Raw genomic sequence first — 19513 nt, 5'->3', positions numbered from 1 at the left:
CATGGCGGCCGCCGCCCTTCCGGCACGCTATCCGCTGCCGCCTTTCGGCCTGGCATGTACCGCAGCGGTCTTGCTGGGCATGGTGGCTCTGCTGTGGTCTCCTGCACTGCCTCCGGTCGCCGTCCTGTGGGTCGGACTGGTCGCAGGGATAGGTGGCTGGGGCGCAGGCGCACGTTGGCGTTGGACGGGGGCGATGCTGGCGGGCGCGGCCTGGGCTGGCCTGCATGCCACGTGGAGCTTCAGTGCGCAGTTGCCGCCGGCCTGGGAGGGGCGCGACGTCATCGTCAGTGGACGCGTGGTGGGCTTGCCGGAACCGCAGGCCCGGCGCACGCGGTTCCTGCTGCGGGTGGACGATGCCGACGCACAGCCGGCGCCGCTGCGCGGGAAACTGGTCCGACTGGCGTGGTACGACGACTTCGGTGCCGAGGTGGCCGGTCCCCGCACACGGCTGGGTGCGGGCGAACGCTGGCGGCTGCAGGTGCGCGTGCGTGCGCCGCGGGGATTGGCCAATCCGGGCGGGATGGATGCCGAACGCCATGCGGTGGCGCAGCGTATCGCGGCGACCGGCTACATCCGCCATCCCGCCCTGGCCAGGGAACCGGCACCGGCCCGCGGGATCGACGCCTGGCGCGATGCCATGTCCCAACGCATCGCGCGGGAAGTACGCAGCGATTCGGCCCGCTTCGTGCGCGCCTTGGCGCTGGGCGACACGCGTGCGCTGGACGATGCAGACTGGCAGGTCCTGCGCGCCACGGGCCTGACCCATCTCATCGCGATCTCCGGATTCCATGTGGGGCTGGTGGCAGGCGGCTGCGCACTGATCGGGGCGGGACTGTGGTGGCTGTTTCCCGCGCTGGCGCGGTGGATACCCCGTCCGCAAGTGGCCGGCACGATGGCGTTGGCAGGCGCGGTGGCCTATGCCGCCGCCGCCGGGTTCGCGTTGCCGACGGTGCGCACGGTGCTGATGATCGCCGTGGTGGTGCTGGCCCGTCTGGCGCGCCGCCATGTGCGCCTGGTGGACGTGCTGGCGCTGGCGATGCTGGCCGTCCTGCTGTTCGACCCGTTGTCGCTGCTGGCGGCCGGGTTCTGGCTCAGCTTCGGCGGCGTGGCCTGGCTGGCCTGGTGCCTCCCTGCGTCGATGCATTGGGCGAAGGCGTTCCTGCCCGCGCAGGCGGTGGCCACGATAGGCCTGCTGCCGCTCACGGCGGTGCTGTTCGGGCAGGCGTCGCTGGCGGGGCCGGTGGCGAATCTGGTGGCGATCCCATGGTGGAGCCTGGTGGTTGTTCCGTTGGCCTTGCTGGGAACGGCACTGGAAACGTTTCATGCGGGGGCAGGCGTGTGGGCGTGGCAGGCCGCGGCCGCGTGTTTCGGGCCCACCTGGCGCCTCTTCGAGGTCGTGGCCGCCCATCCTCAGGCTCTGCACTGGTTGCCCGAAAGTCCGGTCTGGACGCTGTGGCTGGCGCTGGCCGGCGGGTTCTGGCTGCTGATGCCGCGCGGCGTGCCGGGCAAGGCATTGGCCGTGCTGCTGTGGCTGCCGCTGGTGTGGCCGGATCGCGAGCGGCCGCGCGCGGGCGAGGTGGAACTGGTGGTGGTCGACGTGGGGCAGGGGTTGTCGGCACTGGTGCGTACCTCGCGCCATGCGTTGCTGTTCGATGCCGGCCCGGCGGTCGAGGACGGGTTTGATGCCGGCGAGCGGGCCGTCGTGCCGGCCCTGAGAGCGCTGGGCGTGACGCACGTGCACGCCCTGGTGGTCAGTCATGGCGACAACGACCATGCGGGCGGGGTGGATGCGGTGCGCGACAGCCTGTCGGTGCGTACCGTGCTGTCGCCGCTGGGCAGTGGGGTGCCGGCGCGGGCGCCCTGCGTGGCCGGCGCCGCCTGGACGTGGGACGGGGTGCGTTTCCGGTTCCTGCATCCAGGGCGCTACTTCCCCTACCTGGGCAACGAGGCCAGCTGCGTGCTGAAGGTGGAAACGGCGCACGGCAGCCTGCTGTTGCCCGGCGATATCGGCGCCATTGTCGAGCGCGGCCTGGTGCATCGCGACGCGGCATCGCTGCGTGCGGACGTGGTGGTGCTGCCGCATCACGGCAGCGCCGGTTCGTCCGATCCGGCCTTCGTCGCCGCCACGTCTCCCCGGCTGGTGCTCAACTCCAGCGGCGCCGGCAACCGCTTCGGTCATCCGCGGGCGCCGGTGGTCGCACGCTGGCGCGCCCGCGGCAGCGAACTGCTGGATACGCAGTCCAGCGGCGCACTGCGGGTGTGGGTGGGCGCGGACGGGCTGCAGGTGCGTGAACGGCGTCACGACCGGCCACGCTGGTGGGACGCGGTGCGGCGCCAGCGGGCCGGTGGGCTATCCTATCGGCCGAAAGAGGAACGGCCCGATGCGCCGGAGGACTGAACGTGCTGGAACTGGTGAAGGCCGGCGGTTGGCCGATGATCCCGCTGCTGCTGCTCGGCGTGCTGGCCCTGGCCATCGTGGTGGAACGTTTCTGGTCGCTGCGTCGCAAGGAGATCCTGCCGCCGGGACTGGGCGAAGAGGTCCGCGCCTGGGCCGCCCGCGGCCAGCTGGAACCGGCCCATATCGAATCGCTGCGCCGCAACTCGCCGCTGGGTGAGCTGCTGGCGGCGGCGCTGGACGTGCGCAACAGGCCACGCGACCAGATCCGCGAGCGCATCGAGGACACCGGCCGCCACGTGGTCCATCGGATGGAGAAGTTCCTCAATGCCTTGGGCAGCATCGCCTCGGCGGGGCCGCTGCTGGGCCTGCTGGGCACCGTGGTCGGCATGATCCAGATGTTCCTGGGCATCCAGGACAGCGGCGTGGGCGACGTCAACGCCTTGGCGGGCGGCATCGGCAAGGCGCTGGTGTGCGCGGCGGCCGGCATGATCGTGGCCATCCCGGCGCTGCTGTTCCACCGCTACTTCCGTGGCCGGGTCACCGGTTACGTGATGGAGATGGAGAAGGAGGCCACGGCGCTGGTGGATGCGCTGGAGGCCCGCCATCCGCGCCCGGTGGTGCGCCCGTCCGGCGCGGCCGCCGCGGCGCCGGCGCCGACCAGCGCCTGAGGCCGCCGCATGCGCATCCGCGACGACCGCGCGCAGGAAGAGCCCGAGATCAACCTGGTGCCGTTGATCGACGTGATCCTGGTGCTGATCATCTTCTTCGTCATCACCACCACCTTCGATGCCCGTTCGATGCTGCAGCTGCAGCTGCCCAGCGCCGCGGGCGAGCCGGTGGCCGCGCAGGTGAAGGCACTCAGCGTGCTGGTCAACGCCGATGGGCGCTACTTCGTCGATGAACACGAAGTGCTGCGGCCCGACATCGATGCCCTCAAACAGACCCTGCAGCAGGTCGCCGGCAGCGATCGCAGCCGGCCCGTGCTTCTGCGCGCCGATGCGCGCACGCCGCACCAGGCCGTAGTGACCGCGCTGGATGCGCTGGGCCAGCTGGGCTTCCGCAAGGTCAACATCGCCACCGCGCCGGAGGCGCAGAAGTGAGCGGAACCGATTCGCCATGGAAGGTGTATACCCGGCTGCTCGGGTTCGCCCGACCCTACCGGGGCCTGCTGCTGCTGGCCGGAGTCGGCATGCTGCTGGAGGCGGGCGCAGGCGGTGCGTTCGCCAAGTTGATGGAAAGCGTGGTCGACGAGACCTTCATCAAGCGCGACGAGGCCAAGAGCCTGCTGTTGCCCGCCTACATCGTGGGCCTGTTCGTGATCCGCGGCGTGGCCGGCTACATCACCGACATGGGCATGGGCAAGGCGGCGCGCAGCATCGCGCGTGATTTCCGTGTCGAGGTGCTGGGCAAGTACCTGCGGCTGCCCGGCCTGCGCTTCGATACCGAACCCGTCCCGTCGATGCTCGTGCGCCTGGGATCGGACAGCGACCAGGTGGCGCAGGCGGCCGTGGACGCGATGAAGGTGATGATCCAGCAGTCGCTGCAGGTCGTCGCGATGCTGGCCGTGATGCTCTACACCAGCTGGCAGGTGACCATCGCCATCCTGCTGATGGCGCCGCCGCTGGCATGGATGATGGACAGGGTGGCCAAGCGGTACCGCCGCATCAGCCACCGCATCCAGGAGAGCGGGGCGGAGATGATGCAGGCCGCCGACCAGACCCTGTCCAACCAGCAGGAAGTGAAGATCTACGGCGCCCAGCGGACCGAACTGAAGCGCTACGCCGGCCTGGCGGACACCAACCTGAAGCTGGCGATGAAGGTCGAGGCCACGCGCAGCATTTCCTCGGCCATGGTGCAGCTGATGGGCGCGGTGGGCCTGGCGCTGCTGCTGTTCTTCGCCGGTCGCGAGGCGATGGCCGGGCGCCTGACGGCAGGCGGTTTCGTATCGTTGATGGTGTCGATGATGGCCATCATTCCGGCGCTGAAACAGCTGACCAACGTGCAGAACATGCTGCAGCGGGGCGTGGCATCGGCGCAGCGCCTGTTCACGGTGCTGGACGCGGACGACGAGCAGGATCACGGCACCCGCCCGCTGGACCGTGCGAAAGGCGTGATCGAATTCCGCGACATCACCGCGCGCTATCCCGGTCAGAGCCGTCCCGCGCTGGAGGGCATCAACTTCACCGCGCGGCCTGGCACCGTCACCGCCATCGTCGGGCGTTCCGGCAGCGGCAAATCCACGCTGATCAAGCTGATTCCACGCTTCTACGAGGCAGAAGCGGGCCAGATCCTGCTCGACGGCCATCCCCTGCAGGACTACCGCCTGGCCGACCTGCGCCGGCAGATCGCGCTGGTGGGGCAGCAGGTGATGCTGTTCGACGGCACCGTCGCCGCCAATGTGGCGTACGGCGAACTGCAGGGCGCGCAGGCCGGCGCCATGGAAGAGGCGGTGCGCGGCGCCAACGCGATGGAGTTCGTCAGCGAGCTGCCGGAAGGGCTGCACGCGCCGATCGGACACAAGGGCGGGCGCCTGTCCGGTGGCCAGCGGCAACGCCTGGCGATCGCGCGTGCGATGCTGAAGGACGCGCCCATCCTGATCCTGGACGAGGCCACCGCCGCACTCGACAACGAATCCGAACGGCTGGTGCAGAACGCGCTGCAGAAGCTGATGCCCGACCGCACCACGCTGGTCATCGCCCACCGCCTGTCGACCATCGAGCACGCCGACCAGGTGCTGGTGCTGGACCAGGGGCACCTGGTCGAACAGGGCACCCACGGTGAACTGCTTGCACGTGGCGGCCTTTACGCGCACCTGTACCAGATGCAGTTCCGCGAGGGCGAGGCGGGGTGAGCAGGCGCACGATGCCGCAACCTCCGGGCTACTGGTTCGGCAACGCGCCCGTGCCGGCCTGGGCACGCGCGCTGGCGGGCGTGTACGGTGCCGTCATCGCCCTGCGTCGCCGGCTCTACCGGATGGGCGTGCTGCGCCGCCACCGTGTCGGCGTGCCGGTCATCGTGGTGGGCAACATCATCGCCGGGGGCACCGGCAAGACGCCGCTGACCATCGCGCTGGTGGAGCGGCTGCGGGCCGCGGGGTTCCGCCCCGGCGTGGCCAGTCGTGGCTACGGGCGCGGCGACGAAGCGCAGGCGCGCTGGGTGGACGCGGGCACGCCGGCCACCGAAGGCGGCGACGAGCCTGTGCTGATCGCGCGCCATACCGGTACCCGGGTGCGCGTGGATCGCGATCGCGTGGCGGCGGCGAAGGCGCTGGTCGCAGCCGGGTGCGATGTCGTCATCTGCGATGACGGATTGCAGCACTACCGCCTACGGCGCGACATCGAGATCGAGGTGATCGATGGCGCGCGCCGGTACGGCAACGGTCGCCTGATGCCGGCCGGCCCCCTGCGCGAGCCGGCCGCGCGCGCGACGGAGTGCGACTTTCGCGTGGTCAACCTGCCGGACGCCGAAGGCGCCGCGGGATTCGGTGAATGGCCGCTGCACCTGCAGGCCGATGGCGCGCTGCCGCTACGCGGCGGGCGGCCCAGGCCGTTGTCGGCGTTCGCGGGTCAGCGTGTGCATGCGGTGGCCGGCATCGGTCATCCAGCGCGCTTTTTCGCCATGCTGCGCCGCCACGGCCTGGGCGTGGTGCCGCACGCCTTCGCCGATCACCATGCCTATCGCGCCGAGGATTTCGAGTTCGGCAGCGAACTGCCCGTACTGATGACCGAGAAGGATGCGGTGAAATGCGCGACGTTCGCCAACGGGTGGTTCTACAGCGTGCCGGTGGTGGCCAGGCTGCCGGAAGCCTTCTGGATCGCGTTGCTGGAACGGCTGGCGGAGGCGACGGCCGCCCGGGCCGGCAAGGCCTGAATCCCTTCCTTTAGTGAGTGTTGCCCGATGACCGATTTCATCGTCGCCATTCCCGCCCGGCATGCCGCCTCGCGCTTGCCCGGCAAGCCGCTGCGCCTGCTCGGCGGCACCCCGCTGGTCGTGCACGTGGCCCGGCGCGCGCTGGCGGCCGGCGCGCGCGAGGTGTGGGTGGCCACCGACGACACGCGCATCCGCGACGCCCTGCGGGACACCGGGGTGCGCGTGGCGATGACGTCCGAGCGGCATGCGTCCGGCAGCGACCGGCTGGCCGAATGCGCCGACACCGCCGGGTGGGCCGACGACACGGTGGTGGTGAACCTGCAGGGCGATGAGCCCTTCGCGCCGCCGGCAGGGATCCGCGCCGTGGCCGATACGCTGGCATCCAGCGGCGCCGACATGGCCACGCTGGCGGTGCCCGTCGAGGACGCGGCGACGCTGTTCGATCCGAATGCGGTCAAGCTGGTGCGCGCCGCGAACGGCGACGCGCTGTACTTCAGCCGCGCGCCCATCCCCTGGCATCGCGACGCCTTCGCACAGTCCCGCGATGCCTTGCCCGACGGCCAGTGGCTGCGTCACATCGGCATCTACGCCTATCGCGCCGGTTTCCTGCGCCGGTTCGCGGCCATGCCGCCGGGCAGGCTGGAGCAGGTGGAGTCGCTCGAACAGCTGCGGGTGCTGGAAGCAGGGCATCGCATCGCGGTGTCCCTGACCCCGGCGCCGTTTCCGCCCGGCGTGGATACGCCGGAGGACCTGGCGCGTGCGGAAGCGATCCTGCAGGCGCAGGCGTGAAGCTGCTGGTCGTCTGCCTGGGCAACATCTGTCGGTCGCCGATGGCCGAGGGCGCGTTGCAGGCGCGCCTGGAGGCGTCGCCGCTGGCCGGCCGGGTGCAGGTGGATTCCGCCGGCACCGGCGGCTGGCATGCCGGCGAACCGCCGGACAGGCGCGCCATCGCCTGCGCCCGCGGCCATGGCGTGGACATCGCGGGGCAACGGGCGCGCCAGCTGCACGCCGCCGACTTCGAGGCGTTCGACTGGATCCTGTGCGCCGACCGCGCCAATGTCCGCGATGTCCTGCGCTTGGCACCCGCGGCACGCCGCGAGCGCGTCGCGCTGCTGCTGGAATGGGCCGGCATCCGGGCCGGAGGCGAGGTGCCCGACCCCTACACGGGTGGGCCGGACGACTTCCAGCGGGTCTGGCGACTGGTCGATTCGGCCGCACAGGCGGTCGTGGCCCGGCTCGCTGCCGGTTGAGACTTGGGCATAATCACGGAAGATGACGGACATGACCCTGGCTCCTGAACTGCCGCGCAGCCTGCAATGGCTGAACGCGCCCGCGACCACGCTGCACGAGCAGCGCGGGCGCATCGTCGCCCTGGCGTTCGTCAATGGCGCTTCGGCCTGGTGTGCGCAACGGCTCAACGACCTGGCCGTGCTGCAGGCGCGTTACCTGGGCCGCCTGCAGGCGCTGGCCATCCACGTCCCGCGCTTCGACAGCGAGCGCGAACCGCAGGCCGCGCTGAAGCGGCTCCGGCGGCACGGCAATGGGCTGCCGCTGGCGCACGATGCCGACTGGGTGGCCTGGCAGCGTTTCGGCGTTGACGCTTGGCCCACTGTCCTGCTGATCGATGGCGAAGGCCACGTGCGTCATCGCGCGGTGGGCGCGGAAGGCCTGGCCGAGCTGGAGCGGCAGATCGCCCGTCTGTGCGACGGCCTGCATGCGCCGCCGGACGACGACCTGCGTGCCTTTCGCGAGGCCCACCCGGAGCCGCGGATGCCCCTGTGCTTCCCCACGGGACTGGTGGCCACGCCGGATCGCCTGTTCGTGGCCGACACCGGCCATCACCGTGTGCTGGAGTGCAACCATCAGGGCCGGGTGATCCGCCAGTTCGGCATGGGTACGCCGGACCTGGCCGACGGCGAACTGAACCACGCCGCGTTTCGTCGACCCCAGGGACTGGCGCTGGTGCGCGAGTCGCTGTACGTCGCCGACACCGGCAACCACGCCCTGCGCCGCATCAACCTGCCCACCAGCACGGTGGACACGCTGTGCGGCAACGGACGCGCGGGCGAGCCCGCCGAAGGCGTGGTGGTGGCGCCGCGCGATGTCGCGCTGAACCAGCCGCAGGCTCTGGTGGTCAACAACAACCAGGTGTTCCTGGCGATGGCGGGCGACAACCGCATCTGGAGCTACGACCTGGGGACGCGCGAGATCCGTGCCCGCGCCGGCTCGGGCCAGCTGGACGTGCGTGACGGCAGCGGGCCGATGGCCGCATTCGCGCAGCCCGCCAGCCTGGCCGCCGTTCTGCAGACGCTGTACGTGTGCGATGCGGCCGGCTCGGCGATCCGTTCGATGCAATTGCGCGGGGACGTCGTGCAGACGCTGATCGGGCAGGGCGCTTGGACCTTCGGCGCCGACGACGGTCCGCGCGATCGCGCGCGCCTGCAGCATCCGCAGGCCATCGCGCTGGGGCCCGATACGCCGGTCATGTGGATCGCCGACAGCGGCAACGGCAGCCTGCGCACGCTGCGGTTGGGCGGCGGCGAACTGGCGACGGTCGCGCTGCCGCGCGCGCTGCACGGGCCCGCGGGTCTGTCGGTGGCCGCGGGCGCGGTGTGGATCGCCGAAACCGATGCCCATGCGGTGCTGCGCTACGATATCGCCACCGGCGAACTGAGCCACGTGCCCATCGACGAATGAGCGGCAGTCCCCAGGCGGAATTCGACGGCAAGGCCTTCGCGGCCGCGCTGAGCACGGCACCTGGCGTGTACCGCATGTATGCGGCGGACGACACGCTGCTGTACGTGGGCAAGGCCGGCGCGCTGCGCAAGCGCGTCACCAGCTACTTCAACAACTCGCCCAAGTCGCCGCGCATCCAGTCGATGCTGTCCCAGGTGGCGCGCATGGACGTGACGGTCACCCGCACCGAGGCCGAGGCGCTGCTGCTGGAGAACCAGCTGATCAAGTCGCTGACGCCGCGCTACAACGTGCTGCTGCGCGACGACAAGAGCTATCCGTATGTGCTGCTCACTCGCGAGGAATGGCCGCGCATCGCGTTCCACCGCGGCGCGCGCGCCGTGCCGGGGCGCTACTTCGGCCCGTACCCCAGCGTCACCGCGGTGCGCGAGACGCTGAACCTGATGCAGAAGCTGTTCCGCATCCGCAACTGCGAGGACAGCGTGTTCCGCAACCGCTCGCGGCCCTGCCTGCAGTACCAGATCGGGCGCTGCAGCGGGCCGTGCGTGGGCCTGGTGGCCGAGGCCGACTACGCCGAATCGGTCCGCCAGGCCACGCTGTTCCTCGACGGCCGCAGCGACGAACTGACCCGCGAACTCGGCGCCGCCATGGAGCAGGCCAGTGCCAGGCTGGAATTCGAGCAGGCCGCGCGCCTGCGCGATCTGGTGGCGTCGATCCGCACGCTGCAGGCGCGCCAGTACGTGGACGGCCACGCCGCCGACCTCGACGTGCTGGCCTGCGCCATGCAGGGCAGCCAGGCCTGCGTGCTGCTGCTGGCGTTCCGCGACGGCCGCAACTTGGGCACGCGCACCTTCTTTCCGAAGACCAATGGCGAGGACTCGGCCGCGGAGGTGCTGGGCGCCTTCGTGTCGCAGTATTACGCCGAGCAGCCGGCGCCGCAGGAGATCGTCCTCGATCGCGAAATCCCGGACACGGAGCTGATCGAGCACGCACTGGCCGCGTCGGCCGGACGCAAGGTCCAGCTCAAGTGGAACGTGCGCAGCGAACGCGCCGGTTACCTGGACCTGGCCAGGCGCAACGCCGAGATCGCCTTGGCGACCGAACTGACCAGCCGCAATGCGCAGACCGCGCGCAGCGAAGCGCTGAAGGACCTGCTGGGCCTGTCCGAGGTGGCCAAGCGCATCGAGTGCTTCGACATCAGCCACACGATGGGCGAGGCGACGGTCGCCTCGTGCGTGGTGTTCGATGCCAACGGCGCCGTGCGCTCCCAGTACCGTCGCTACAACATCACCGGCATCACGCCGGGCGACGACTTCGCCGCCATGCACCAGGCCATCGAGCGCCGGTTCCGGCGCGCGGTGGAGGAGGGGGGCGTACTGCCCGACGTCCTGCTGATCGACGGCGGTGCGGGCCAGCTGGCGCAGGCGCAGGCTGCGCTGGCCGACCTCGGCGTGGCGGGAGTGACCCTGGTTGGCGTGGCCAAGGGCGTGGAGCGGCGTGCCGGCCACGAGGCGCTGGTGCTGCCCGATGGGCGTGAACTGCGGCCGGGGGCGGCATCGCAGGCGTTGCAGCTGATCCAGCAGGTCCGCGACGAGGCGCACCGCTTCGCCATCACGGGTCATCGCGGCAAGCGGCAGAAGGCCCGCATGACCAGCAAGCTGGAGGACATCCCCGGCATCGGCCCGCGCCGGCGCGCGAGCCTGCTCAAGCATTTCGGCGGCCTGGCGGGCCTGAAGGCCGCCGGTGCCGACGAGATCGCGCGGGTGGAGGGCGTGAACGCCGCGCTCGCCGAGCGAATCTACGCTAACCTGCACGGACTGCCGTCCCCTGAGGCAGGAGCCGAGTAAGCCCGCAATGAAGTTGACCGTTCCCACGTGGCTCACCTTGCTGAGGATCGTGCTGATCCCGGTGCTGGTGCTGGTGTTCTACCTGCCGTATTCGTGGACCAACTTCGCGGCGGCCTTCATCTTCGTGCTGGCGGCGGTCACCGACTGGCTGGATGGCTGGATCGCGCGCCGCTACCACCTGTATTCCGCGTTCGGCGCCTTCCTCGACCCGGTCGCGGACAAGCTGATGGTGGCCGTCTCGCTGTTCCTGATCGTGCAGGACACCCCGACCATGTGGATGGCCATCTGGGCCGCGGTCATCGTGGGGCGCGAGATCGCCGTGTCCGCATTGCGCGAATGGATGGCCGAACTGGGCCAGCGCGCCACGGTGAAGGTGGCGGCGCTGGGCAAGATCAAGACCATCGTGCAGATGGTGGCGCTGTCCTGCCTGCTGTACGCGTCCACCCCTGGCCGGCAGGCGCTGGAGGATATCTGGATGGGCCGCTGGGTCTTCCTGCTCGGCGACTGGCTGCTGGCGATCGCCGCCCTGCTGACCTTGTGGTCCGGCATCCAGTACCTGCTCGCGGCGTGGCCGATCCTGCGCGAAGGCGAAAAAAAGACGGTTGACAGACCCGAACAACACGCTACAATTTCGTCTCTCTCGACGCGGGAATAGCTCAGTTGGTAGAGCACGACCTTGCCAAGGTCGGGGTCGCGAGTTCGAGTCTCGTTTCCCGCTCCAGATTCGCTTCGCAAGAAGCAACGACACAACCCCGCATGCGGGGTTTTGTTTTGCAGGCGCCTTGAAAAAGCGTCTGGATTGCGCCAGTCTGGCGCGGTCGCCATCGGCCTGGTGGCAGAGTGGTTATGCAGCGGACTGCAAATCCGCGTACGCCGGTTCAATTCCGACCCAGGCCTCCAGTACCAGGAAGACGCAACCGCGTCCTCCATGCGGGAATAGCTCAGTTGGTAGAGCACGACCTTGCCAAGGTCGGGGTCGCGAGTTCGAGTCTCGTTTCCCGCTCCATGTACGCTTCTCCGGAAGCACGTCGAAGCCCCGCATGCGGGGCTTCGCTGTTTCCGGCGTCCGGAAGGGCGCCGCTTTCCAACGCGGTGCGAGTGAGGCAGGCTATCCCCGTGCCCGGATGGCGAAACTGGTAGACGCATCGGACTTAAAATCCGCCGGCCGCAAGGCCATGCCGGTTCGATTCCGGCTCCGGGCACCATAAAGCAGTCCAGCAACATCCGGGGAAGTCCGGAATAGGTAGGAAAATAGGGGTTTTCTGGCAGGTCACCGTCCATCGGTGTCCAGACTTGTCCACTTGCATCTGCTAATAAAGTGAGTCAGTCTGTGTGTCAGGGGGCGACACTCACTGCTCCCGACTCACACGGAGCCCAGGGTGCTGACGGATACCAAGCTGCGAGCGCTGAAGGTGCAGGACGCGTCCTATCGGGTCGCGGACTCCAACGGCCTCTGCATTGAGATCCGCCCGACCGGCGCCAAGGTGTGGCGCTACCGATATCGGTTCGCCGGCAAGCCCAGCATGGCCACGATTGGCGAGTACCCGGCTGTATCGCTCCAGGACGCGCGTAGAGAGCGCGACAGGCTGCGGGCCACGGTGAAGGCGGGAGCGAACCCCGCGCATGCCCAGCGCGCTGCCAAGGCCGCTAGCGTCGAGAAGCACTCCAACACCTTCGGTGCGATCGGCTTGGAGTACATCGCCAAGCGTGAGCGCGAGGGGATGACGGCGCACTCGGTGGAGCGGGACCGCCGAGCGCTCCAGAAGTACTTGGCGCCGATCTACGAGACTCCCATCAGCGAAGTCACGGCGCCGCTACTCCTGGCCGCCCTCCGCAAGCTGGAGAACCGCGGCGTCATCGAGACGACTCACCGTGTTCGGGCTCTAGCGGGGCGTATCTTCAAGTACGCCATCGCCACCGGCCGCGCCACCAGCAACCCGGCTCCGGATCTAACGGGCGCTCTCGAGCAGGTTCAGGCCCGACATTTCCCCAGCGTCACGAGCCCGGACGACATCGGAGCGCTCCTAAGGGCACTTCATGGCTATCAGGGCACCGTGGTGGTCAGGGCGGCCCTCAAGGTGGCTCCTCTGGTGTTCGTGCGCCCAGGCGAACTGCGTCAGGCGAAGTGGGCAGACATCGACCTTGACGGCGCTGAGTGGCGCTACCTGGTCACCAAGACGAAGACGCAGCACATCGTGCCGCTGTCGAAGCAGGCCGTCGCGATCCTGCGGGAGCTTCACCCGTACACCAAGCGCAGCCCCTACGTGTTCCCCAGCGAGCGCACGGCAAGCCGGGCCATGTCCGAGAACACAATCAATGCTGCTCTCCGCAACTTGGGCTACGACCGCGACACCATGACCGGCCACGGCTTCCGCGCCATGGCTCGCACCTTGTTGGACGAGGCTCTTGGCTTTCGGCCCGACTACATCGAGCACCAGTTGGCGCATGCTGTTAAGGATCCGCTGGGCAGGGCATACAACCGAACAACACACCTCCCAGAGCGCAAAAAGATGATGCAGGCTTGGGCGGACTATCTAGACGGGCTGCGCACCGCGCCGGACAAGGTGGTTCCGATTCGCAAGGCCAAGCAGTCGAGCTAAATGCACCGAGCGCGTCATGGTGGCGCGTAGGCGAACACTACGAAGGGAGGACCAAAGAGAGCGACAGCAAAAAGCAAGGCCGCAAATGAAGCGGCCGAGCCAGGGGCGGCAACCCCTGACCCGGCCTTCCACAACCGACTAAGTAGGAGTCGACCATGGCAACCCGGAATTCTACCGGTGATCGCTTGGCGCGGGCTGTTTCGCGCCTGAACAACCGCACACACCTAGCCCTTTATCAAACGGGCTTCCTTCTGAAAACGGCCACTCGCTGGCTGTCCGCAGAGCGCAATCTGTATCCGACGTTCGCGGTGCTTTATCTCCTGGCCATAGCGCTGGCACTGCCGGCGATCAAGGTCGATCCCTGCCACCCGATCAACCGCGACGCGTCCGCCGTGGGGGTGATCCGTGGCTAACGTCCTCGACCCCGTAACCCTGAAAGCCGTTGCCATCGAGCTGGCCGCAGCTATGCCGCCCGCCCCGTGTAGCTGCGGACGCGAGGCAACCGAGACAGCCGACAGGACCGGCACGGTTCGTCCCGTTAGTCTTGTGATGCACGAGGCGATGGGCTGCCTGCAGGCTGCAGGACACCTGTTGGAAAACTACAGCAGCGGCGACGAGCCAGACGAACGCCTCGCACGCATTGAGCGGGCTTCCGGGCTGGTAGATGCTTCGATGACGGTCCTGCGCTCGCTGTTCGGGGAGGGCGCCAGCCATGGCTGACCACACGCCCGCCTTCGGGCCCCTGCTGACGAAAGTGCAGGGCGACGCCCACCTGAGCCCGATTGCCTGCACCAACCGCGACTTAATGCGTCGCACGGCCCTGCGTGTCCTGATGATGACGCCCGAGGAGTTGAGCGCCCAAGCGAAGGCAGGCCCCGAAGAACACGCCGCCCGCTGCCAGATTGTCGCCGACCTGCACGACTACGTGACCGGCGAGGCCAGCAACTACGCCGCGGCGCTGGATCGCCTACGTTGGGCTGCCCGCGACGCCGGCATTGCACCGTTGGCCGAGCACCCGGAGGGACACACCCATGCGCACGCTTGAACAACATCCCTGGACGCACAAGCCGCTTGCGTTCTTCGACTCCCTAGACTTCCCGACGTTGTACCCAGAGAAGTGGGCAAAGCAGCTGGCGGCGTGCGAGGGCGACGTAGACGCAGCCTGGAAGATGGCGGCGGGCTCGCTGGCGATGCTCCACTCGCCGGTGCACGGTCCTATCACCAGGGAGAAGCACGAGCAGATGGAGGACTTCCGGCGTGGCTTCCTGGCTCTGTACCGCTGGGACCGCCGCCGATTCCTGCGCCACATGCGCGAGAAGCTGGGCGGCAAGCGCAAGACAACGGTCTACTGGCGCGCCATGGCGAGGAGGACGCACGCATGACACAGCGCGAAGTCACCGAAGCCCAGCCCGTCCCGCGATGCGCCCGGGGCCACCACGCCCGCCACATACTGGACATGCGCCGGCCCGGCGCCGGAGGAGGGCATTTCATCGAATGCCGCTGCTGCCAGACCCGCAAACATGGGAGCTATAGCGATGCCCTGACCGAGTGGCGAAAGAAGCACGGACTCAGGGCGCCTAAGGTGTCTGGCAGAGCCGGCGAACGTCAATTTGGCCTGTTCCCCGCCTCCCGTGATAAACCTATTCCAGCCCGTGAGACGGCCGGGGCCTAGCCTTCCATGGACAACTGAACACCTGCGCCTAGCCCGACGGGGCGAAAAGCCGGTTACCCAGCCGGCCTGGTGCTGGTTCTAGCTGGGAGCGCATGGGTGCGCGTACATGAAGAACCGAATTTTCGTTGATTACCTAGAGGCAGCTAATCTATTGGAGACGGACGCTGAAGGGCTTCGTCAGCAGTTGGCTTCGCGTCAGATAACCGCTCCTGGATTCGTAAGAATTGATCCGCCGTATACGGTGGCCTACCTCCATGGTGCGTACTTGAAGCGCGAAGGAGATGCGAGCGAGATGAGGCTCGCGGAACTCATCGACGGAACTGTTTTTCGAGGTGCCGGCAGTGCAAGCAACTGCGATTGGGATGAACAAGAAACACATCGGAGCCGGACTGGATTTGGCTCTGTGTACGAGCTTCGAGGCTACTTCCGTATCTGTGAAGGGCTTTCTGGATACGCACGAGAAGGGCGCCTTGGAGGGCTGGCAGTAGCGCCCGAGGAGTGGTTTGAAGAGAGCTCCACATATGGGATCGATTCATACGGGTGGCCAAACCTACATTTCGGGCTCCTGTCGGTGAAATATGGAAACTACGCAGACCCACCCGTGGATTTGGAGCGGCTCCATTTCCGAGTTCAGGACATTTCGCCGAGCAGTAACTCGGATCCAACGGCGCGCAAGGAGCAGCAATCCACCGGAGGACTCAGAACAGATGCCATCCAGTCCTACGAGCGAGTCATCGCGGCGTTGTGGGCAAAGGCCCATGGCGATGGGGGGGCGGGAACTTTGTCCGACAAGCCCACGACCGCTGCCGACTCTTTGAGCCGACTTCTGGACAAGCACAACCTGCCTACGCCTTCCAAAGATAAGATTGCTCGCATCCTGGCTGCCTCAAAGAAGCAGGGACTGAAGATCGGAAGTTAGTTCTTCCTCGGAACTTCCGACACCAGCCACCTGTTACTCCCCATTCTGCACCCAACGCCGCACGTTAGCGGTCATACGGTGCAGAAGATGGACAAGAACGGACTCAGGGAATTTCGCCCGTTTGTTGAGGAGTGTGCCCGGGTCGGCCTGGGCAGAAGTAAGTCATACCAACTGGCCGCTGAAGGTCTGATTGAGACGGTTCTGATCGGTCGCCGCAGGTTCGTCTACCTAGATAGCCTCTATAGCCTCCCCCAGCGAATCGGTCGAGCCGGGTTGCCGGGAGGTCACCAGTGACTCGCGGCCGCTCGAGGCGAGGCGGAGACGGCCTCTCCGGCGGCAAGGCATCTCGCCAGGGACGCCGTCCGAGGGCGCGTGCACGACTCCCGGGCAGCTGTCGCAAAGACCCTCGCGGGCTGGGTGGTGGAGCCGGGTTCGGCCTCGCTGCAGACGCGATCTGGTGCTCGACGCTCGCCCTGCATCTGCCGACCCGAATCTCAGTGGCGCCTCGTACCGGAGAGGTCTTTGGTCGGGAAGGGCAGCCGATCGGAGCAGTCTGTGCCGACGGCTATGTCCGATTTCGGCGCTCCAAGAACATCCCCAAGGGTGTCCAGTACGGCCACAGGGCGGTTTGGGAGGCGGTCTATGGGCCTATTCCTCCCGGCTATCAGATCGACCACAAGAACGGACAGAAGGCTGACAACAGGATTTCCAATCTGCAGCTCGTCACCGCACTCCAGCACGCCAGGATCGGCTGGGCGCGGGGCCAGTCGGCCATGGGGACCCGGAAGAAGAACGCCCGCCTGACGGAAGAGGTTGTTGTCGCGATTCGGGCCTCCAGCCGCTCTAACGGCGATTGGGCTGCGGAACTTGGAGTGCACAAGGACACGGTGAGAGACGCTCGCCGAGGGAGGTCTTGGCGACACGTCCGTCCTTGCCCGCGTCTGCGTACCAGGCGTCGGCCTCGATCGGAGCGCTAGCTCATGTCCGGCTATTTTCGGGTCTCCATGGCGGCAGCGAAGCATCTTGTAGCCAATTCGGATGGCCCCGAGTTGCTCGCCGGATACGTCGTGCTCAACAAATTCGCCATGCGTCCGCACCACAACCTAACTGCAGCCGGTGCCCGCGCAATTCGCATAGCGACAGGCGTGTCCGACTTCAGGTCAAAGCGCATCTTGGCTGATCTCCACGAGCTGAGAGTCGGCGAACGCGGCGAGTATGGATTTGTGGAGAGCACGCCCAAAAGCCTGAGGAACGCGAAGCTAAAGCACCTGCCCAAGTGGGAAGGGCTCCATGCCTACGTTCCGTCGATATTCGTCAACGTCCATCCGCAGCACGGCTCGCCAATGTTGAACATCATGAAGTGTGGCATGGAGCCTGAGCAGCGGAGGGATGCCTTGCTTGTCCTGCTGCAACTGTACGCATCCGCCGATTACGGCGGGTGGATGGGCGCGCCGCCAGACATGTTCCCGTTCCAGTTGTGGGACCAGGAGGGCTTCCGCGAAGTCAACGACCTGCCCGTCGACCTAGGGGAGACGGACGGCTCGCCGGGCCTGAGGTTGTGGACGGTGGCTCCCCCAGTTGAGGAGACCTGGAAGTTTCCCCTGCGTCAGCAGAGCGATCTCTTCGATTCAGTCTCGGATCCCAATCATGCCCGGGTCGCCAATGCACTTTGGTGCCTCTTGGCTACCTCTACGGTTTGCAAAGTGGCCGTGGTGAGCCACAGCGGCGGGAACTATCCCTTGTGGGTCTTCAGCCCCGGATACCGGGAGACCTTGGCCGAGCTCGGCCTAGCTCCCGACCTCGCGAAGCAGTTTCACGCGCTTGCCTTGGCTACAGATGCCGACGCGGACGGGATGCTGATCATCGAGGCTACGCGCGAAGACAGAGAGTCCTACGGTACTGGCGTCTTCTACTGCGCTACTAAGACCGGGATGCCCGTTGTCAGAACCGTTTTGGTCCCTAGGGTGCACGCTCCTACTCCGAACAACCTGGACGGCCTCATGGAAATGGCCGTCATCACCAAGAGATGGGCCGCCGTGATCAGGAAGGAACGGCACCTATCCAAGCAGGCGGCCTAGCAGGCATCAACATGACACCCGATCAGAGAATTCGAGAGATAGAGAAGCTGGCAGCCGCGCGCAAGTTGTCCGTTCGGAGCTGCTGCGTCGTGGTGGATCTGGCCGCCGAGAGAGCGAAGCGCCGAGGGGTCCAGGAAGGCGTCGGCAAGTCGGCCGCTACGTCTGCGAACACTTGCGCGCAGATGTTTGCAGATGCTCGCAAGAGCGCTGGCCAACGCCCGATTCAGGGCGACCTTTTTATCGCCTAGACCGCTACTTCCATGCTTTCCATGTATTCCATGAGTTCCATGTCTTTCCATGCTATTCCAAGAAAGGAGGTTTTCCCCGCTGACGCGGAGGAAAACTCTCTGCAGAACCAAGAGCAGGGAAATCAAAGGCGAAAGCGGGGCTGGAGGTGCCGGCTCGGCTGGCATCCCCGCAAGCCGATTGTGCGCCCCTGGCGACCTGGCCCGATGCGTGATGGATGCCGCGGCCTGATCCGTGTGAACCCTGCAGCGCGCGTCTGCTTCCACATGGGCGAGCAGTGCCAGCTATGCGGCAAGCGGTGGCGCCCGTGATCGCCTCTCTGCACTGGCTATGTGCGCGAAACAGTCATGCGTGGCGCCCCCACTACGTGTATCGCCATTTCGACGGTAGTTGCTGGGGCCTTGTTGCGGCGGTGATCGCAATGGAGCCGGGCGCGTGGCATGCAGACCACGACCGGTGCAAGAGGTGCGGCAGGCGGCGCGAGCATGTGGAGGCGCGCCGAGGTGGGGATTGATGGCCCGCCGCGGTTGAGGCGCCGCAGACCCCCGCAGGAGATGCGGTGGCGCAGAAGATGCGGAACGGTTTCGCAACGGTTCGATAACGGTTCGTGCCTATCAGGCGCAACCGGAACAACGGCTTAGGAGGCCCGATGGATACGCAAATGGATTCGCCAACCTGGACAACAACAGCGCCCCAGGCGCCGGGCCTGTATCACTTCGCGTGCGACGAGACCGACGACGCTTGGGAGCTGGTGCGAGTTGACACCTGGCTATCGCTACAGCGCCGGCAGGGTGCGCAATGGTCGGGCGAACACATCGGCATGCGCGCCGGCCTGTACGTGGACTGCCCGCACTTGGGTCTGCATCCGCTGCCGGAGTATCACGACGGGCTCACTTCGCCCCGCTGGCGCCTCGTGGATCCGCTGAAGGTCGAACAGATGGATGCGGAGGAAAGCACCGCGGAGCATGCGCCGTTCGGGTGGGGGACCATCATCTCGGGCGTGACTGCGGCCTATCCGAGGGTGGAGGGGGGCGACGAATGGTGGCCCTGAGTGCAGCAATCACCACCGCGGCGGCCGCGGTTGTTGTTGCGTACACAGGCGAGAAGCATGGGCCTCGGAGTGTGCCTTCGTTGGATACGCTCGCACCGCCTCCTGCGCCGTCGAAATGCCTGGCGTGCGGATCGCACG

At 67.3% G+C, this 19513-nt stretch carries 18 protein-coding genes, 4 tRNA genes and 1 pseudogene; all 23 read left to right on the top strand.

Going from position 1 to position 19513, the window contains the following annotated elements; all coding sequences use genetic code 11:
- Position 1 precedes the first annotated feature (1 nt).
- Positions 2 to 2507, top strand: a pseudogene (locus tag IAE60_RS15205) (DNA internalization-related competence protein ComEC/Rec2); the annotation flags it as partial.
- Positions 2401 to 3066, top strand: coding sequence for a MotA/TolQ/ExbB proton channel family protein (locus tag IAE60_RS15200; RefSeq protein ID WP_185896436.1), 666 nt, complete (start codon positions 2401 to 2403; stop codon positions 3064 to 3066). The pseudogene IAE60_RS15205 and the gene IAE60_RS15200, both read left to right, overlap by 107 nt.
- Before the next feature lie 9 nt (positions 3067 to 3075).
- Entirely contained in the window at positions 3076 to 3498 is a 423-nt protein-coding gene (locus IAE60_RS15195) for an ExbD/TolR family protein (RefSeq protein ID WP_187572897.1), read from the top strand.
- Positions 3495 to 5249: a lipid A export permease/ATP-binding protein MsbA gene (msbA, locus tag IAE60_RS15190; RefSeq protein ID WP_187572896.1), complete on the top strand. Its 1755-nt coding sequence runs from the start codon at positions 3495 to 3497 to the stop codon at positions 5247 to 5249. Before IAE60_RS15195 ends, msbA begins: the two co-directional genes overlap by 4 nt.
- An 11-nt stretch (positions 5250 to 5260) precedes the next feature.
- Positions 5261 to 6268: a tetraacyldisaccharide 4'-kinase gene (gene lpxK / locus IAE60_RS15185; RefSeq protein ID WP_425504436.1), complete on the top strand. Its 1008-nt coding sequence runs from the start codon at positions 5261 to 5263 to the stop codon at positions 6266 to 6268.
- A 27-nt stretch (positions 6269 to 6295) separates the two neighbouring features.
- Positions 6296 to 7057, top strand: coding sequence for a 3-deoxy-manno-octulosonate cytidylyltransferase (kdsB, locus tag IAE60_RS15180; RefSeq protein ID WP_187572894.1), 762 nt, complete (start codon positions 6296 to 6298; stop codon positions 7055 to 7057).
- Positions 7054 to 7518: a low molecular weight protein-tyrosine-phosphatase gene (locus IAE60_RS15175; RefSeq protein WP_187572893.1), complete on the top strand. Its 465-nt coding sequence runs from the start codon at positions 7054 to 7056 to the stop codon at positions 7516 to 7518. The genes kdsB and IAE60_RS15175 overlap by 4 nt, the downstream gene beginning before the upstream one ends.
- 31 nt (positions 7519 to 7549) lie before the next feature.
- Positions 7550 to 8965 (top strand): NHL repeat-containing thioredoxin family protein, encoded by a 1416-nt coding sequence (locus tag IAE60_RS15170; RefSeq protein WP_187572892.1) that lies wholly within the window; start codon positions 7550 to 7552, stop codon positions 8963 to 8965.
- Complete coding sequence (gene uvrC / locus IAE60_RS15165) at positions 8962 to 10809, top strand: excinuclease ABC subunit UvrC (protein WP_187572891.1); 1848 nt, start codon at positions 8962 to 8964, stop codon at positions 10807 to 10809. The genes IAE60_RS15170 and uvrC overlap by 4 nt, the downstream gene beginning before the upstream one ends.
- Positions 10810 to 10816: 7 nt before the next feature.
- Complete coding sequence (pgsA, locus tag IAE60_RS15160) at positions 10817 to 11464, top strand: CDP-diacylglycerol--glycerol-3-phosphate 3-phosphatidyltransferase (RefSeq protein ID WP_162109168.1); 648 nt, start codon at positions 10817 to 10819, stop codon at positions 11462 to 11464.
- A tRNA-Gly gene (locus IAE60_RS15155) sits at positions 11455 to 11530 on the top strand. The genes pgsA and IAE60_RS15155 overlap by 10 nt, the downstream gene beginning before the upstream one ends.
- A 105-nt stretch (positions 11531 to 11635) precedes the next feature.
- Positions 11636 to 11709: transfer RNA gene (locus IAE60_RS15150), tRNA-Cys, on the top strand.
- Between the two features lie 30 nt (positions 11710 to 11739).
- Positions 11740 to 11815, top strand: a tRNA-Gly gene (locus tag IAE60_RS15145).
- A gap of 112 nt (positions 11816 to 11927) precedes the next feature.
- Positions 11928 to 12014, top strand: a tRNA-Leu gene (locus IAE60_RS15140).
- Between the two features lie 174 nt (positions 12015 to 12188).
- Positions 12189 to 13409 (top strand): tyrosine-type recombinase/integrase, encoded by a 1221-nt coding sequence (locus tag IAE60_RS15135; protein WP_187572890.1) that lies wholly within the window; start codon positions 12189 to 12191, stop codon positions 13407 to 13409.
- Between the two features lie 155 nt (positions 13410 to 13564).
- On the top strand, positions 13565 to 13822 hold the full coding sequence (locus IAE60_RS15130) for a hypothetical protein (protein WP_187572889.1): 258 nt from the start codon (positions 13565 to 13567) through the stop codon (positions 13820 to 13822).
- Positions 13823 to 13958: 136 nt separating this feature from the next.
- Positions 13959 to 14129, top strand: a complete 171-nt coding sequence (locus IAE60_RS15125; RefSeq protein WP_187572888.1) for a hypothetical protein — start codon at positions 13959 to 13961, stop codon at positions 14127 to 14129.
- Positions 14122 to 14454, top strand: coding sequence for a hypothetical protein (locus tag IAE60_RS15120; RefSeq protein WP_187572887.1), 333 nt, complete (start codon positions 14122 to 14124; stop codon positions 14452 to 14454). Before IAE60_RS15125 ends, IAE60_RS15120 begins: the two co-directional genes overlap by 8 nt.
- Complete coding sequence (locus IAE60_RS15115) at positions 14441 to 14791, top strand: hypothetical protein (protein ID WP_187572886.1); 351 nt, start codon at positions 14441 to 14443, stop codon at positions 14789 to 14791. The genes IAE60_RS15120 and IAE60_RS15115 overlap by 14 nt, the downstream gene beginning before the upstream one ends.
- A 396-nt stretch (positions 14792 to 15187) precedes the next feature.
- Positions 15188 to 16000, top strand: a complete 813-nt coding sequence (locus IAE60_RS15110; protein WP_187572885.1) for a hypothetical protein — start codon at positions 15188 to 15190, stop codon at positions 15998 to 16000.
- Positions 16001 to 16290: 290 nt separating this feature from the next.
- Positions 16291 to 16977 (top strand): HNH endonuclease signature motif containing protein, encoded by a 687-nt coding sequence (locus tag IAE60_RS19070; protein ID WP_425504434.1) that lies wholly within the window; start codon positions 16291 to 16293, stop codon positions 16975 to 16977.
- A gap of 3 nt (positions 16978 to 16980) precedes the next feature.
- Positions 16981 to 18078: a hypothetical protein gene (locus tag IAE60_RS15100; RefSeq protein WP_187572884.1), complete on the top strand. Its 1098-nt coding sequence runs from the start codon at positions 16981 to 16983 to the stop codon at positions 18076 to 18078.
- 895 nt (positions 18079 to 18973) lie between these two features.
- Complete coding sequence (locus tag IAE60_RS15095; RefSeq protein ID WP_187572883.1) at positions 18974 to 19375, top strand: hypothetical protein; 402 nt, start codon at positions 18974 to 18976, stop codon at positions 19373 to 19375.
- The last annotated feature ends 138 nt before the right edge of the window (positions 19376 to 19513 follow it).

The sequence above is a fragment of the Pseudoxanthomonas mexicana genome (assembly GCF_014397415.1).
Lineage (GTDB): Bacteria > Pseudomonadota > Gammaproteobacteria > Xanthomonadales > Xanthomonadaceae > Pseudoxanthomonas_A > Pseudoxanthomonas_A mexicana.
This window is presented reverse-complemented; position numbering and strand designations above follow the sequence as displayed.